This is a genomic window from Halorubrum alkaliphilum, assembly GCF_017873815.1.
GTDB classification, from domain to species: Archaea; Halobacteriota; Halobacteria; order Halobacteriales; family Haloferacaceae; genus Halorubrum; species Halorubrum alkaliphilum.
Genome location: NZ_JAGGKQ010000014.1, coordinates 16468 through 31158 on the forward strand (window position 1 = coordinate 16468; position 14691 = coordinate 31158).

Genomic DNA, 14691 nt, shown 5'->3' on the forward strand with positions numbered 1-14691 from the left:
AAGTACGCACCGGTAGTGTAGTGGTATCACGCAACCTTGCCATGGTTGCAACCCGAGTTCAAATCTCGGCCGGTGCACTCCCTGCGGTCGTGCCCCGCCCGGCTTCCCGCTCGCATTGCTCGCGGGAATCTCGGCCGGTGTATTTTGCGAACAACGTGAGCGAAATCACTGTGAGTGTGAAATCCCCTCGTACGCCGCTGTCCGACAGACTGGGTCGACGAGAACTGCTTTTTGAGTGACACCGAGAGTGGGTGTCTCGATACACTGTGATGATCGTTTATAAGTGGACGAGCGAGATTGCTGGCGGCGGTTTATAAGTGATTGAGGGTACCGAAATCGTCTCCAAAGCCCCAGCCGTTCATTTATAAGTCGTTGACCGCGGATCGTCGATGGAGGCCTCCAAAGCCCCAGCCGACCGCAACCACACCTCACACCTCCCCAGCCTCGTCGGCGGCCCCCTCCAGTCGCCGCCGACTCCCTCGCGCGCGTTTCTCGCGCGCGCCACTTCTTGGTTGAGCTATAAGGGTCGTCGAGACGACCGTTCGGCTCCGGGTCGACCCGACTCCTCCCGTTCGTTGGACACGCTGTCACCGCCGTACGCGGTGCGGATTCGTTTCGGAAAGCGGACTGCTTAACCGTAAGAGACGGGTTTCTTCAGACGAATGGTTGAGATCCTCCTCGTCGTCGGTCTCGTCGTCGCGGCGTTCGTCGGATACAACATCGGCGGAGCGACGACGGGCCCCGCGTTCGGCCCGGCGGTCGGCGCGGGCGTGATCTCGAAGGCGGGTGCCGCCGCGTTGATGTCCGTGTTCTTCTTCATCGGTGCGGGGACGCTCGGGCGGCGCGTCGTCGACACGCTCGGGGAGGACCTCATCACCGAGGCGGGCGTGTTCACGCTCGAATCGAGTATCATCGTTCTCTTTTTTATTGGCGGCGCGCTGTTCGTCGGGAACTACTTCGGCGTCCCGGCGTCGACGTCGATGACGGCCGTCGGCGCGATCGCCGGGCTGGGCGTCGCGACGAGCAGTCTCGATCTGGCAGTTATGGGCGAGATCGCCATCTGGTGGCTCGTCGCGCCGATCATCGGGTTTTGGGTCTCCGGCGTCATCGGTCGATACTTTTATCCTCGGATCAACCAGTGGGTCGCGATCGAGGGCACGGAGGGACCGCTCCTGGATTTCGATCGGTCCGGCCTTCTCCCTCGCCCCTCGCTCGGCCCGAACACGACCCGTCGCGAGGTCGTCGGTGCGGTGGTCGTCGTCGCCATCGGCTGTCTGATGGCGTTCTCCTCGGGGACGTCGAACATCGCGAACGCGATCGCGCCGCTGGTCGGTGCGGGCGTCGTCGAGATGAACCCGATGATCCTGCTCGGTAGCGCGGCCGTCGCCGTCGGGGCGTTCACGATCGCGCGCCGAACGCTCGACACCCTCGGCAACGACATCACCGACCTCCCGTTGACGGCCGCCATCGTCGTCGCCGTCGTCTCCTCCGGGATCGTCATCGGGCTCTCGGCGATCGGGATCCCCGCGTCGTTCGTCATCATCGCGACGATGTCGATCGTCGGTCTCGGCTGGGGACGTGCGACGCGACCTGTTACCGTCAGCGAGGGGATCCGCGGGGACGGAGAGGCGAACGTCTCCGTCAGCGCGCTGAAGGCCGACGAACCCGGCGACGAGGTGACGGAGATCGGCGAGGAGGACCCGGACGACATCCCGGCGGCCTCGGATCTGTTCGATCCGTCGACCACCGCGAGGGTCGTCGTGTTACAGAACGTCGTCCCGTTGCTCTCGACGATCGGCGCGTTTGTGACGTTTTACGTCCTGTTCGAGTTCGTTTGGTGACGCCTCTCCTCACCGCCCGAATCGGCGCTGTCGGTCTTGGAAATCGAGCACCGCCCGCAGGTAATCGCGTCGTCTAAAATCGCGCCAGTTCACGTCGGTAAAGTAGAGCTCGGCGTACACCGACTGCCAGATGGCGAAATCCGAGAGCCGCTCCGCGCCGGTTTTGATAACGAGATCCGGCTCCGCGGGGAACACGAGCCGATCGGCGATCGTTTCTTCGTGTATCTCTTCAGGACCTATCTCTCCGGCATCGACGTCGCCGGCGAGATCCCGTACCGCGGCTGCGAACTCGGCTTTCCCGCCGAGTCCGACGTTCACCCGGATCGGCGCGTCCGCCGGCTCGGTGTCGTCCGGACCGCGGATCGACATCGGGTGCGGCGCGTCGAGCCGCCGAAACTCCCGGACCAACGACGGAACGACGGCGGGATCCAACACCGACACCGAGACGGTCACCCGCTCCGCGCCGTACTCGAACCCCCACCGTAGCGTCGACGCCAGCGTCTCGAACGCGCCGTCGGCGAGCAGGTCCCGTTCCGTGATGACTATCGCCACGTGCGTAGGGGGAGTCCCGTCATGGAGCCGATGGCGAACGGAGAGGTACGCGTCATACAGGCCCACACCGGCCCGTTTCGCGCGAAGCGTATAAGAGTTCGTGGGACCGCTCGGCGAGCCGACCGACGAGACGGAGTCGTCTGCGGACGAGGGATTTAATCCCGCGTCACTCTTAGCTCGTCCGATGACCGATAGCTACCGTGGGGTGTTCGGCGCGATCCCCTACGCGATCCGTCACACCGAGTCGTGGACGATGCGGGTGTACGGGATCGTCGGCGGGTTGGCGGCCGGGGCCATCGCGCTCGTCGTCACGCTCGCGCTCGTGGTCTGGATGGGCGAAACCGCCGATGTCCAAAGCGGGACGTTCCTGTTTTCTCGCTCCTTATACGTCATCGCCGGCTTTGCGGCGGTCGCACCGCTTCTGGCCCCGTTGCTCTTCGTCGCCCGTCGCCACCGCCGAAACGACCCCGTCGCCGCCGGGTACGATCGCTGGTTGGCATACTCCGGGTTCCTGTTTCTGATCTCTCTGTACCTCGGTATGGTCATTTCCGCCCCGGCGGATCTCCGTGACCCGACCGAGTCAACGGTCGTCTCCGCGTTATACGCGCTGCCACCGGTCTCCGGGGCCGTCCCTCCGATAGCTGCTGCCGCCGTCGTGTTCGTCACCCACTACCGCCTCCGTGGTTCCGGCTCAGCAGACGCGAGCGATGCTTCCGACTCATCCGATGTGAGTGACTCTTCTGACACCTCCTGACCCGTCCGCACACGGCTGGGTTCCCCCGACTGCGTTGGCGATGACGGCTCGAAACGCGGAAACGTCTCGACCACGTTCCTCCTCACGATGACCGATGACAAGCAGAGCACGTTCCTCGTGACACACGTCGAGTCGGAGTCGGCCGTCCTCAAGGACGTCCACGACGGACAGGTCCACACCCTGAGCTCGAATCCCGGCCTGGACGTCGACGACGCCGTCGAGGCGACCGTCGCTCCCGACCCACCGATGGAAGTCACGTATCAGGTGATCGAGGTGGCGGATCGCTGGCCGCTCTCCATCGAGCGGACTGAGGAGCCGCCGACGGTTCAGGAGCGCGAACTCGCCGCGGAGCTGTCCGTCGGCGAGTTGACCCGCGAGCCGCGTGCGGGCACGGGCGAAATTCACGTGTTGCGTCCGCCCGAGGACCGGACGGACGACGCGGTCGACGACGTGATAGACGATCGCGAGGGAACGCTGTCCCGGGCCGCCAGGCTCGGCGTGAACCGTGTGGAGATTCGCTCGGAACCGGGCGTTCTCAGCGTGCGCTATCTCCCCTGACGCCGAACCGTTCCGATCCGGGAGATAAGAAGGCTTATTCGAGTTCACGGACGATGCGGTTCCATGGGAGCGATCGAGGTACCGGAAGTCGACTACACCGACTACTCCAACCGGCAGCTCGTCGTGGTGCCGTTGGCCGTCCTCGCGCTGGCGATCATGATCATCGGCGGATGGTACTTCGTCACCGGCGCGCCGGCGAACCTCGGCTTGGAGTTCACCGGTGGGGTGGAGTTACGGATCGCTGACGACGGTAACGGGGACATCGAGGAGCGTATCGATGCGGCGTTCGCACAGGAGCCGGACTCGATCCGGTCTATCCCCGCCGACGACGTAGTCGTCGTGACGTTCCAGGCGTCAGAAGACGATCCGGACGGCTTCGCCGGCGAACTGGAGGACCAAGCGAACGAGGCGGGACTGACGCTCGATGCTATCGATCAGGTCTCGGCGAGCTTCGCGGCCGACACGGCTCAGACCGCGATCTTCGGGGTCGCGCTCGCGTTCCTCGGCATGAGCGTGCTCGTGTTCGCGCTGTTCCGGACGTTCATTCCCTCGGTCGCCGTCGTCGCCTCCGCGTTCTCCGATATCGTCATTCCGATCGCGGCGATGAACCTGTTGGGAATCCAGATGACGCTCGGAACCGTGGCCGCACTGCTGATGATCATCGGCTACAGCGTCGACTCGGACATCCTGCTGAACAACTCCGTGTTGCGTCGGACGGGGGACTTCTACGAGTCCGTCAGTCGGGCGATGCGGACCGGTGTCACGATGACGATCACTTCGATGTCGGCGATGATCGTCATGGCGCTCGTCGCGACGCTGTTCGGGATCGACCTGCTCCGTGACATCGGGATCATCCTCGCTATCGGACTCGCGGCCGACATGATGAACACGTATCTGATGAACGTGACGCTGCTTCGCTGGTACAAGTTCGAGGGGGTGAAGCGCTGATGCTCGAACCGATCAAGGACAACTGGCGGATACTCCTGTTAGTCGTATTCATAGTCGCGGCGTCCGTCGCGCTGTTCCTGCCGGCGTTCGGCCCGGAGACCGCACCCGGAGAGGACCCCGGCGAGGCTCGCCAGGGGATCTCGAACCTCCAGTACGGGCTGGATCTCGCGGGCGGGACGCGCATCCGCGCGCCGCTGCTCGGATACACCGCGACGAGCGTCGAGTTCGGCGGTGAGAGCACCGTACAGGTCGCGAGCGACGTCGCCGCCGAGCTCGACGGCGTCTCGACGCGGGACGTCACCGCCGAGCGGGACTCGGAGGACGGCGGCGAGGTGGAAGTGACCGACGCCGATGTCACCGAGGAGCAGTTCCGCGCGGCGATGGACGCCTCCGGATACGTCTACGGCGGGATACGTAGCGGTGTTACAGAACAGACCCGCAACGCCGCCGAGGAGGTCATCCAGGAGAAGGTCAATGAGTTCGGCCTACAGGGCGGGACCGTTCGGCAGGTCCAGTCGATAACCGGCGAGTACTTCATTCTCGTCGAGGTGCCGGGCGGGGACCGTCAGAACGTGATCGATCTGTTGGAGGAGCGTGGGACCGTCCAGATCGACATCGGTTATCCGGACGAGGACGCCGAGGACGGCCTCGCGATAGAGGAAGAGGCATTGATCCAGGAGGACTTCACCAACATCGGCACCGCCAGCCGGAGCGAGGAGGGTGACGGCGCGTACGTCTCGGTCTCCGTCATCAACGAGGCGGCCGAGGGCGAGCAGTCCCCCGCCCACCGGTTCCAGGACGCGGTCGTCGACCGCGGCGTCGCCACCTCCACCGGCGGGGCGACGTGTACGTACATGCAGGAGCCGGTCGGCGAGTCGGTCGACTCGTGTCTCCTGCTCGTCGTCGACGACGAGGTCGTTAACGCGTTCGGAATGCGTGACAGCCTCGCGGAGAGCATGGTTTCCGGATCGTGGGCCAACGAAGGGATATTTCGGCTGACGACGACCTCCTACTCGGACGCCCAAGAGATCTCGATCAACCTGCGCGCCGGCGCGCTTCCGGCCGAACTCGACATCGCCGGACAGGGAACTTCCTCGACCATCTCGGCAGCACAGGGTGAGAACTTCCGGATCTACTCGATGATCACCGGCGTTCTCGCGGTCTTCGCGGTCGCTGGCATGGTGTTCCTTCGGTACCGCGAGCCGAAGGTCGCGTTGCCGATGACTGTCACGGCGCTGGCAGAGGTGTATATTCTCCTCGGCTTCGCGGCGCTCATCGGCTACCCGCTCGAACTCGCGGTGATAGCCGGGTTCATCGCTGTGGTCGGAACCGGAGTCGACGACCTCGTTATCATCGCCGACGAGGTGATGAGCGAGGGCGATGTGAACTCTCGGAAGGTGTTCGACTCGCGGTTCCGCCGCGCGTTCTGGGTGATCGGCGCGGCCGCCGCGACGACGATCATCGCTATGTCGCCGCTGATGGTGCTCTCGCTTGGCGATCTGTCCGGGTTCGCCATCTTCACGATCCTCGGCGTCCTCGTCGGGGTCCTGATCACGCGCCCGGCGTACGGCGACATCCTCCGCCGGCTGCTGACGGTCCGATAAGGATCGAGCGGGTATCAACCGATCCACGTTTTTAACACCCGACGGACCGGACCCGTCGGTATGCTCGTCGTTCTCTCCGACACCCACAGCACCGACGACCCGCGGCTCCGCGGGCGGACCCGAGAGGCGGTCCACGAAGCGGATCTCGTCGTTCATGCGGGCGACTTCTATCACGAATCCGTTCTCGACGGCTTCGAGGCGGCCACCGACCGGCTTCGGGCGGTGTTCGGCAACAACGACGGGGCGACGATCCGCGATCGGATCCCGGAGGTCCGAACCGTCGAGTACGAGGGCGTGCGATTCGCCGTGACACACAGACATCGGAGCGGCGACACCGGGCTCGTCATGCTCGGTCGCGGCCGCGACGCGGACGCAGTGATCTGCGGACACAGCCATCGGCCGCGGTTCGATGACTCGACCGATCTGCCGATCCTGAACCCGGGGAGTCACGCCCAGCCGCGAGGAAATCGCCCGGCACACGCGGAGCTGGAAGGGGACGACGACGGACTCGCCGGTCGGCTCGTCACTCCCGACGGCGAGGTGTTCGAGCGGTTCCGGATCGAGTTCTGACGAGCGAGGGCGACCCTCGACTTCGGCCCGGAGAGACGGTATCGATTCGGACGGGGAGCCTTCGGGACGCGGCGGCGTGTGCCTCTTCGTTGGCAGATTCGGTGGCTCACCGGATGGCCGGGAGGTCGGGCATCCGAGGGAGGGCCGAAGCGGAGGTCGCACCTGAACGTGTCGACGGGATCGATTTATAGGTGTCCGAGGCACAAACGTTCGTTTTAGCTAATTTCAGGCGCTAAGCCCCCTGCCTCAAGGAGCCGCCAACGGCGGCGAGTAGGCAGGGGTAGTTCACTGTCGAGTCTCTCTCCCGTCCGTGGCTGCGGGTGGCGGTGCGTCGAAACGCACAAGTCGATGCCCACGGATCCTCGTGTATGACCTCGGTGGATATCCTCCCGATTCTCGTTCTCGCCATCCTTCTCGGGTTCTTTTTCTTCGGCTTTCTCCTCGTCCGCCGGACTCTGATGGGCCTCCGTGAGGGTTACGAGGACGGGCAGCAATAGCGATGGTCGTCGTCACGACGCTCACGTTCCTCGTCGCCGGTGCCGCCAGTCTGTTCATGGCGTGGTCGATCGGTGCGGGCTCGTCCGGTTCGACGCCGTTCGCCCCCGCAGTGGGTGCCAACGCTATCTCGGTGATGCGCGCCGGACTCGTCGTCGGCGTCCTCGGGTTCCTCGGCGCGGTGTTACAGGGTGCGAACGTCACGGAGGCGGTCGGGACGGAGCTGATCGGCGGCGTCACCCTCACCGCCGGCGCGGCGATCGTCGCGCTGCTTACCGCCGCGATGCTCGTCGCCATCGGCGTGTTCGCCGGCTATCCGATCGCGACCGCGTTCACGGTCACCGGTGCTGTCGTCGGCGTCGGGCTCGCGCTCGGCGGCGATCCGGCGTGGGCCAAGTACGCGGAGATCCTCACGCTGTGGATACTCACACCCTTCGTCGGCGGGGGGGTCGCCTATGTCGTCGCACGGGCGCTTATCGGCGATCGCCTTCCGGAACGGGCGCTCACCGCGACGCTGGCCGGTGTGGTCGGCCTGATACTCGCGAACATCGGCTTCGCGCTTCTCGGTCCGGACGGCCAGCAGGCCTCGATCGCCGGAACGATCGGTACCGGGCTCGGCGTCCCGGACCTTCCGGGGACCGCCGCGGTCTCGCTCGTCCTCGCCGTCCTCGTTGCCGGCCTCGTCTACGCCGATATCGGTCGGGACCGCGCGAGCGCACAGCGACGGTTCCTGCTCGCGATGGGTGGACTCGTCGCGTTCTCGGCCGGCGGATCACAGGTCGGTCTCGCGATCGGGCCTCTCGTTCCGATCTTCGGCGATGTCGACGTTCCCCTCCTCGCGCTGCTCGTCGGTGGCGGGCTCGGCCTGTTGGTCGGCTCGTGGACCGGTGCGCCGCGGATGATCAAAGCGATCTCACAGGACTACGCCTCGATGGGGCCGCGCCGGTCGATCGCGGCGCTCATCCCGTCGTTCGCGATCGCGCAGGCGGCGGTCGCGTTCGGCATCCCCGTCTCGTTCAACGAGATCATCGTCTCGGCGATCGTCGGTGCCGGCTACGCTGCTGGCGACGCCGGCGTGAGCCGCTCGAAGATGGGATACACGGTACTGGCGTGGGTCGCATCGCTGGTCGGATCGTTGGTGCTCGGGTTCGGCGTCTACTCCGCTGTCGCGTTCGTGATATAAGTGCGCTCGTCTGGCGGAGATCGTCGTTATTCGCCCGGATACGTCGGCAACCGGCCCGAGCGTGCGCTCCCGTCGACGAACGGGAGGTCGGCTCGACTCGCTCCCACCTCCGCCCCGTCGACGCGGACGGCAACCGCGTCGAGCGTCGCGTCGAATCCGACGAGCGCGAGCGCGATCGGCTCTCCCGAATCCGGGCCGACCGCCGCCCGCGTCACCTCGCCGATCGCCTCGTCGCCGTCGAAGACGGCTGCACCCGAATCGGGGAGCCGGTCCGAAACAGCGTCCGGGTCGGCGTCGCCGTCGACACCCGAGAGCGCGTCCACGAGCCCGTCGAGCGCCAGCCCGACGAGCCGTCGACTGGGCCGGCCTTGGTTCTCCACGCGTGAGACGACCTCTTGACCGACGTAACACCCCTTCTCGAAGTCGAGCGCGTTGCGGATCCCGAGGACGTTGGGAACGGTTCCTTCGAGCTCGTACTCGAAGAGCGGCGTTCCCGCTTCCAGACTCAGGGCGTCCCAGGTCCGATAGCCGAACGGGGCGGCGTTGAGTCCGCGGTTTATCAGCGTATCGAACAGCTCGGGAGCGTCCTCGACCGCACAGACGACCTCGTATCCCTCCTCGCCAAGCGGGGCGTCGGTCGCGATCACGGTGACGCCGGCGTCGACCATCGACCCGCGGACGAACGTCAGCGGTTCCTCCGGCGCGCCCGGACCGCCGAGCACCGAGGCCACCTTCTCGGTCGATTTCGGACCGTGAACGCCGAACACGCCGAGCCCGTCGGAGACGTCCTCGATCTCCACGTCCTGTATGAACGTCTTCCCCGACCAGTCTTCCCGGACGGGCTCGGCGCGCTCGGGCGGGACGAAGACGAGGAGTCGCTCGCCGGCGTTGTAGACGTACATGTCCGTCTCGATGCCGCCCTGCGGATCGAGCAGGAGCGCGTACGCCCCGCGGCCGTCCTCATCGGGAACGCGGTTGGTGACCGCGTTGTCGACGAAGTCGACGCGGTCCTCGCCGGTGACGGCGAGTATCCCGTACCCCATCTCTATCGTGCCGACGACGTTGCGAACCGCCTTCCCGACGCGTTCGGGTTTTCCGTAGTGATCGACGACCCGCCGACCGCCGCGATCGCGGTAGCTCGCGCCGTGGTCGACGTGGGCGTCAGAGACGAGCGTCATGTCCGTATCGAGTCGGGGGAGCGGCAAAAGGTCGCGGGTGTCACGCCGGATATCTCCGGGTCACAGTCCGAGCCTGTCTCGGATGACGCCGACGAGGCCGTCCTGCGGTTCCTCCTCCGGCGCGTCCGGGTCGGGAACCACTCGGTCGTGCGGGTGGACGCGCACGTGGTCGCCGTTCTCAACGGTGATCAGCGAGTCGGCTTTCAGCGCCGAGAGCGCCTCCTCTATCGCGTCGATGTCGGCGTCGACCGCGGCACGCAGCTCAAGCACGGTCATTCCGTCGTCGCCGCGATCGACGAGTGCGTCGAGTAGCGCGACCTCGACGTCCGGTCGGTCGCGGTACTCCGGCTTTGCGGCCATACCTCACGTTTCGATCGGACGGGGTTTACCTCTACCGGCGGAGCGGATCGATCGGGCCGTCGGCTCGGGTCGAACTCACCGAATCAGCCGGGAACACGATCCACAGAGGTTCTCCTCTTTCACGTCGACCTCGCGAACTGTGGGAGAAAAGCACATGACACACTTGCTGTTGTCGCAGTGTTCGAGCCCGAGGGTGTGGCCGATCTCGTGGACCACTTCCTTGCGGACTCGATCCGCGAACACGTCGACCGCCGGCTTCGTCGACACCCCTCCGTCCGAGGAGGTCCGGAGCCGGTGCGTCGAGATGACGGAGCCGCTCCCGTTGAGATACGCCAGCCCGAACACGTAGTTTCGGCGGCGGTAGTAGAGGTCTCGCGGCGTGATGCCGATGTTCTTTTCGCCGCTGCCGACGCGCCCGACGACCTCGATGAGGTCCTCGGCACGGTACTGGTCTCGTCCGGAATCGTACGCGTTTTCGGGGATCGGTTGGTCGTCGTGGACCGTGACGTCGCAGTCGTATACCGACCGGAGCGCGGCGGAAGCCTCCCGCTTCACGCGTGGGGTAACTTCCCCGACGGGAACGATGTCCACGAGCATGGAACCGCTTTTGACCGCGGCGGTCATAAACCCCGCGCCGTGGTGTTTCCCTCACGCCGTGTGCTCGTCGACGAACTCGACCGATACGATCGACTCCTGGAGGTCGGTATCGGTGACCGCCGGGGCGTCGCCCGCGCGCTCGCCGATCGCGGGTGCGACGTGGTCGCGGTCGACGTCGCCGTCGACGGAGGGATCGAATACGGTCCTACCGATGCTGACGGATCGCTTCTGGTCCGGCGGGGAGATGTCGTCGCGATCGCGTCGCTCGACGGTCCGCTCACCGCGCTTGACGGTCCGCAGTCGGCCGATCCAAGCGATCCGGTCGACCGCGGACCCGCTCCGACCGGTGTCGACGACTTCGACGCGGTGTACGCGCTCAACCTCCCGGCGGAGCTCCAGCGACCCGCCGTCTCGCTCGCCGATGCGCTCGACGCGGACTGTCTGTTCACGACGCTCGGCTTCGAGGAGCCGATCGTTCCGGCCGAGCGTCGGTCCGTCCGGGGGACGACAGTTCACGTCGCACGCGAGTCCCACCGGGAGACCTGATCCGTGCCGGCGGCGTTTCGTCCGGCGAGCGACTACGCTCCGGAACCGCGGGCGAGGATCCGGAACCGCGGGCGAGGATCCGGAACCGCGGGCGAGGATCCGGAATCGCGGGCTGGGATCCGAACGTTCATTCCCTCCGCCGGCCGGCATAGGGATATGCAGGTCGACGCTGTCGTGCTCGACATCGACGGGGTGTTGGTCGACGTCGCGGACTCCTATCGGCGCGCGATCATCGAATCGGTCGATCGGGTCTGCGGGAAGACCGTCGACCGCGAGGGCGTCCAAGCGTTCAAGAACGCCGGCGGGTTCAACAACGACTGGGAGCTCACTGACGCGGCCGCGCTGTTCGTGTTGGCCCGACGCGAAGGGCTCCGAATGGACGTTGAGGCGTTCACCGACCGGATCGCGGCCGACGACGAGGGGGGAATCGAGGCGGCCAAACGCGTCGTTGGCGACCTCCCGAGCGTCGCACAGGCGCGGGTCCGCGACCAGTGGGACACCGAACACCTCCGTGAGGTCTTCCAAGCGCTCTATCTCGGCGAAGAGCTGTACCGCGAGCTCGAAGGCGGCGATCCGCCGGTGTCGTCGTCGGGGTACATCCACGACGAGCCGACGCTCGTCGACCCCGAGACGCTCGCGGACCTGACTGACCGCTTCGACGTGGGCGTGTTGACCGGGCGGCCCGCGGCCGAGGCCGAGATCGCCTTGGAGCGTGTCGGACTCGACGTTCCGGAGGAACACCGGATCACGATGGACGATCCCGAGGCCGGAAAGCCGGATCCGGAGGGACTGGTCGCGTTAGCCGAGCGATTCGATGCCGAGAGAGTCGCGTTCGCGGGCGACACCCTCGATGACGTCCGAACCGCGCGCAACGCCGCCTGCGAGGACGAGTCGCGGGTGTACTACGGGATCGGTGTCCTCACCGGCGGACTGACCGGCAAAGACGGTCGCCACGCGTTCAGCGCCGAAGGAGCTGATGCAGTCCTCGGAGACGTGAATGGACTCGTCGACCTGCTCGAATCCTCGGACGACTGAACCCGGGATCGACGGACGATGGGCCATGGACAACCGGGCACGACGTCGAAAGCACCGACGCTAACACTTCTGCTACCGCCGAGGTAGAGCCGGAGAACGGATGGGCCCTGCCGGATTCGAGCCTCGGTCGTTCGGCTCGCGTTCGCTCGCTACACTCCCTGCTTCAAACCCGACTCTCCAGCCTCGCGGCTCGCGGAGTTGCTCGCCGCGAGAAATGGGCCCTGCCGGATTTGAACCGGCGATCAATTCGTTATGAGCGAATCGCTTTAAGCCAGACTAAGCTAAAGGCCCTTCTCATCAAGCGGTATCTGTTGGTCCCTCTTTAGCCTACCGGGTCTCGTCGAGTCGCTCGTGAACTCAGTCACCCGTGAGAGAAGACGCCGAAGCCAGGACTCGAACCTGGGACCGCCTCGTTAACAGCGAGGCGCTCTACCAACTGAGCTACTTCGGCCCGTCTCGGGATACTCGAGTGGTTTTGATAGGGCTTTCGTTTCCGCCCGACCCGAGTATGGTTTCCGACCTCACGGGGTCGCGCGGGCGTCGGTCCGACCGACACGCTTTCGGCCGGACCACGTGAATCCCGGCCATGAGCGAACTCGACGCGGTGTTGGCACGCGTCCGCGAGCGCGTCCTCCCCGACCCCGAGGAGCGCGAGCGGCTGCGTGCGACCGCCGCGACGCTGACCGAACGGACTCGCGAGGCGATCGCTGACCTCCCGGTCGAGGCCGATGTCGTCCAAGTCGGCTCGACCGCCCGCGGCACGTGGGTCGCCGGCGACCGCGACATCGATCTCTTCGTCCGGTTTCCGGCGGATCTCGACCGCGCGGAGCTGGAGGAGTACGGGCTCGCGGTCGGGCACGCCGTCCTCCCGGACGGCCACGAGGAGTACGCCGAACACCCGTACGTGAAGGGCGTCTACGACGGGTTCGACGTAGATCTGGTACCGTGTCACGACGTCGACACCGCCGGGGATCTGGTCTCCGCCGTCGACCGCACCCCGTTCCACGACGCGTACCTCACCGAACGGCTCGACGAGGACCTCGCCGATGACGTCGTCCTCGCGAAAGCGTTTCTCAAGGGAATCGGGGCGTACGGAAGCGATCTCCGGACGGAGGGGTTCTCCGGCTACCTCACGGAGCTGCTCGTCGCCGAGCTCGGCGGGTTCGTGCCCCTCGTCGAGTCGGCACGCAGCTGGCATCCGCCGGTCGAGTTCGACCCCGAGGGCCACGCGGAGCGCACGTTCGACGACGCACTCGTCGTCGTCGACCCGACCGACCCGACCCGGAACGTCGCGGCGGTGTTGTCGGCCGCGAACCTCGCACGCTTCCAACACTACGCTCGCGACCTGCTTGCGGACCCCCGCGAGGTGCTGTTCCGGCCGCCGGAGTACGATCCGCTCGACGCCGGTTCGATTCGCGAGCACCTCGACAGGCGGGAGGCGACCCCCGTTGCCGTCGTCCTCGATGCGCCCGACATCGTCGACGACCAGCTGTGGCCGCAGCTCCGCCGATCGCTCGACGGCATCGTCCGTGGGCTGGACGACCGCGGGTTCGATGTCCTCCGCGCGCAAGCGATGGTCGACGACGCACACGACGGTCGCGGTTTCGGCGGCGACTCCCCGGATGGAGACACGACCGTGTCACGACGCAGTGGCCCCGAGCGTGCTGCTCTGTACGCTGAGGTCGAGACGGCGACGCGTCCCGCCGTCACTCGGCACGAGGGGCCGCCGGTCGCCGTCCGGAAACACGCGGCGAGCTTCTACGAGTCGTACGCGGATGACGGCGATCCCGACACGTACGGGCCGTTCATCGAGGGGGATCGATACGTGGTCGAGCGCGAACGCGAGTTCACGACGGTCCGCGAATACCTCGAAAGCGACGCCGCAAGCGATGTCGCGCTCGGGGCGCGGATCGAGCCGGCGTTCGAGGGTCGGGACGTGCTCGTCGGCGACGCGGTTGCCACGCTTGCCGACCGCTTTGGGAGTGCGTTCCGCGAGTTCTACGAACCACGGCCCTGACGTGACCCCTGACACGGATCAGTCGACGTAGCGGTCGAACAGGTAGTATACGACGCCTAAGGCGACGCCGAGGACGACGACGAGCACGGAGAACACGGCCGCGATCCGTGGAAACACCATCCAGAACGCGATGTAAAACGAGAACGCGAACGCGAACAACGCCACGATCACCACCCCTCGGGTCGGGTTCTGGACGGCGGCGACGAACACCCGCTGGGGGAGCGAGAGGTCCGCGAAATCGACTTCGCTCGCGGCTCGAGGACCGCGAGGAGTCTCGGTCGCCTCGTCAGTGGGAACGTCCGCCTCCTCGTCAGTGGGAACGTCCGATCTCCCGTCCGAACGGCCGACGTCGTCGGTCACGCTCGTTCGTACGGCCCCCGTCCCCGTGTACCTATCGTTCCTCGTTCGCGTTGTTCGTTGTCGTTCCGTCGAGCGCTCCTCACTGAATCCGGT

At 66.1% G+C, this 14691-nt stretch carries 16 protein-coding genes and 3 tRNA genes; 12 read left to right on the forward strand and 7 right to left on the reverse strand.

All coding sequences use genetic code 11. The annotated features are described in order from the left end of the window. The first annotated feature begins 6 nt into the window (after positions 1 to 6). A tRNA-Gly gene (locus tag J2751_RS09720) sits at positions 7 to 77 on the forward strand. A 585-nt stretch (positions 78 to 662) separates the two neighbouring features. Then, complete coding sequence (locus tag J2751_RS09725) at positions 663 to 1841, forward strand: inorganic phosphate transporter (protein ID WP_209485587.1); 1179 nt, start codon at positions 663 to 665, stop codon at positions 1839 to 1841. A 9-nt stretch (positions 1842 to 1850) separates the two neighbouring features. Here J2751_RS09725 and J2751_RS09730 read toward each other — a convergent pair whose 3' ends face one another. Further along, the gene (locus tag J2751_RS09730) at positions 1851 to 2459 is read right to left on the reverse strand and encodes an undecaprenyl diphosphate synthase family protein (protein WP_209485589.1); all 609 of its coding nucleotides are present in this window, start codon (positions 2457 to 2459) and stop codon (positions 1851 to 1853) included. 118 nt (positions 2460 to 2577) lie between these two features. Between J2751_RS09730 and J2751_RS09735 the strand changes: the two genes are divergently transcribed. From J2751_RS09735 to J2751_RS09760, 7 genes are all read left to right on the forward strand, one after another. Further along, positions 2578 to 3147 (forward strand): hypothetical protein, encoded by a 570-nt coding sequence (locus tag J2751_RS09735; protein WP_209485591.1) that lies wholly within the window; start codon positions 2578 to 2580, stop codon positions 3145 to 3147. A gap of 87 nt (positions 3148 to 3234) precedes the next feature. Continuing rightward, entirely contained in the window at positions 3235 to 3705 is a 471-nt protein-coding gene (locus J2751_RS09740; RefSeq protein ID WP_209485593.1) for a DUF5812 family protein, read from the forward strand. A 63-nt stretch (positions 3706 to 3768) separates the two neighbouring features. Then, a complete protein-coding gene (secF, locus tag J2751_RS09745) occupies positions 3769 to 4653 on the forward strand; it encodes a protein translocase subunit SecF (RefSeq protein ID WP_209485595.1) in 885 nt (294 codons plus the stop codon). Then, positions 4653 to 6257 carry a preprotein translocase subunit SecD gene (locus J2751_RS09750; protein WP_209485597.1) on the forward strand — a complete coding sequence of 535 codons (1605 nt, stop codon included), beginning with the start codon at positions 4653 to 4655 and terminating at the stop codon, positions 6255 to 6257. The genes secF and J2751_RS09750 overlap by 1 nt, the downstream gene beginning before the upstream one ends. A gap of 60 nt (positions 6258 to 6317) precedes the next feature. Next, positions 6318 to 6827, forward strand: a complete 510-nt coding sequence (locus J2751_RS09755; RefSeq protein WP_209485599.1) for a metallophosphoesterase — start codon at positions 6318 to 6320, stop codon at positions 6825 to 6827. 368 nt (positions 6828 to 7195) lie between these two features. Continuing rightward, positions 7196 to 7324, forward strand: coding sequence for a DUF7859 family protein (locus J2751_RS15710; protein WP_280901045.1), 129 nt, complete (start codon positions 7196 to 7198; stop codon positions 7322 to 7324). A 2-nt stretch (positions 7325 to 7326) separates the two neighbouring features. Then, positions 7327 to 8505 (forward strand): inorganic phosphate transporter, encoded by a 1179-nt coding sequence (locus J2751_RS09760; protein WP_209485601.1) that lies wholly within the window; start codon positions 7327 to 7329, stop codon positions 8503 to 8505. 26 nt (positions 8506 to 8531) lie between these two features. On the opposite strand, the gene ygfZ is transcribed toward J2751_RS09760, so the two are convergent. From ygfZ to J2751_RS09775, 3 genes are all read right to left on the reverse strand, one after another. Next, complete coding sequence (ygfZ, locus tag J2751_RS09765; protein ID WP_209485603.1) at positions 8532 to 9683, reverse strand: CAF17-like 4Fe-4S cluster assembly/insertion protein YgfZ; 1152 nt, start codon at positions 9681 to 9683, stop codon at positions 8532 to 8534. A 60-nt stretch (positions 9684 to 9743) separates the two neighbouring features. Further along, positions 9744 to 10043 (reverse strand): DUF6432 family protein, encoded by a 300-nt coding sequence (locus J2751_RS09770; RefSeq protein ID WP_209485605.1) that lies wholly within the window; start codon positions 10041 to 10043, stop codon positions 9744 to 9746. A 75-nt stretch (positions 10044 to 10118) separates the two neighbouring features. Then, positions 10119 to 10640: an archaemetzincin family Zn-dependent metalloprotease gene (locus J2751_RS09775; RefSeq protein ID WP_209485607.1), complete on the reverse strand. Its 522-nt coding sequence runs from the start codon at positions 10638 to 10640 to the stop codon at positions 10119 to 10121. Between the two features lie 39 nt (positions 10641 to 10679). On the opposite strand from J2751_RS09775, the gene J2751_RS09780 reads away from it, so the two are divergent. Continuing rightward, positions 10680 to 11186 (forward strand): UPF0146 family protein, encoded by a 507-nt coding sequence (locus J2751_RS09780; RefSeq protein ID WP_209485608.1) that lies wholly within the window; start codon positions 10680 to 10682, stop codon positions 11184 to 11186. Positions 11187 to 11342: 156 nt separating this feature from the next. Then, complete coding sequence (locus tag J2751_RS09785) at positions 11343 to 12221, forward strand: TIGR01548 family HAD-type hydrolase (RefSeq protein WP_209485610.1); 879 nt, start codon at positions 11343 to 11345, stop codon at positions 12219 to 12221. Between the two features lie 215 nt (positions 12222 to 12436). On the opposite strand, the gene J2751_RS09790 is transcribed toward J2751_RS09785, so the two are convergent. Then, positions 12437 to 12512, reverse strand: a tRNA-Ile gene (locus J2751_RS09790). An 87-nt stretch (positions 12513 to 12599) separates the two neighbouring features. Then, positions 12600 to 12672, reverse strand: a tRNA-Asn gene (locus tag J2751_RS09795). A 135-nt stretch (positions 12673 to 12807) separates the two neighbouring features. Between J2751_RS09795 and cca the strand changes: the two genes are divergently transcribed. Continuing rightward, entirely contained in the window at positions 12808 to 14238 is a 1431-nt protein-coding gene (cca, locus tag J2751_RS09800) for a CCA tRNA nucleotidyltransferase (protein WP_209485612.1), read from the forward strand. An 18-nt stretch (positions 14239 to 14256) separates the two neighbouring features. Here the strand turns inward: cca and J2751_RS09805 are convergent, their stop codons facing one another. After that, positions 14257 to 14598 carry a hypothetical protein gene (locus tag J2751_RS09805; protein ID WP_209485614.1) on the reverse strand — a complete coding sequence of 114 codons (342 nt, stop codon included), beginning with the start codon at positions 14596 to 14598 and terminating at the stop codon, positions 14257 to 14259. Between the last annotated feature and the right edge of the window lie 93 nt (positions 14599 to 14691).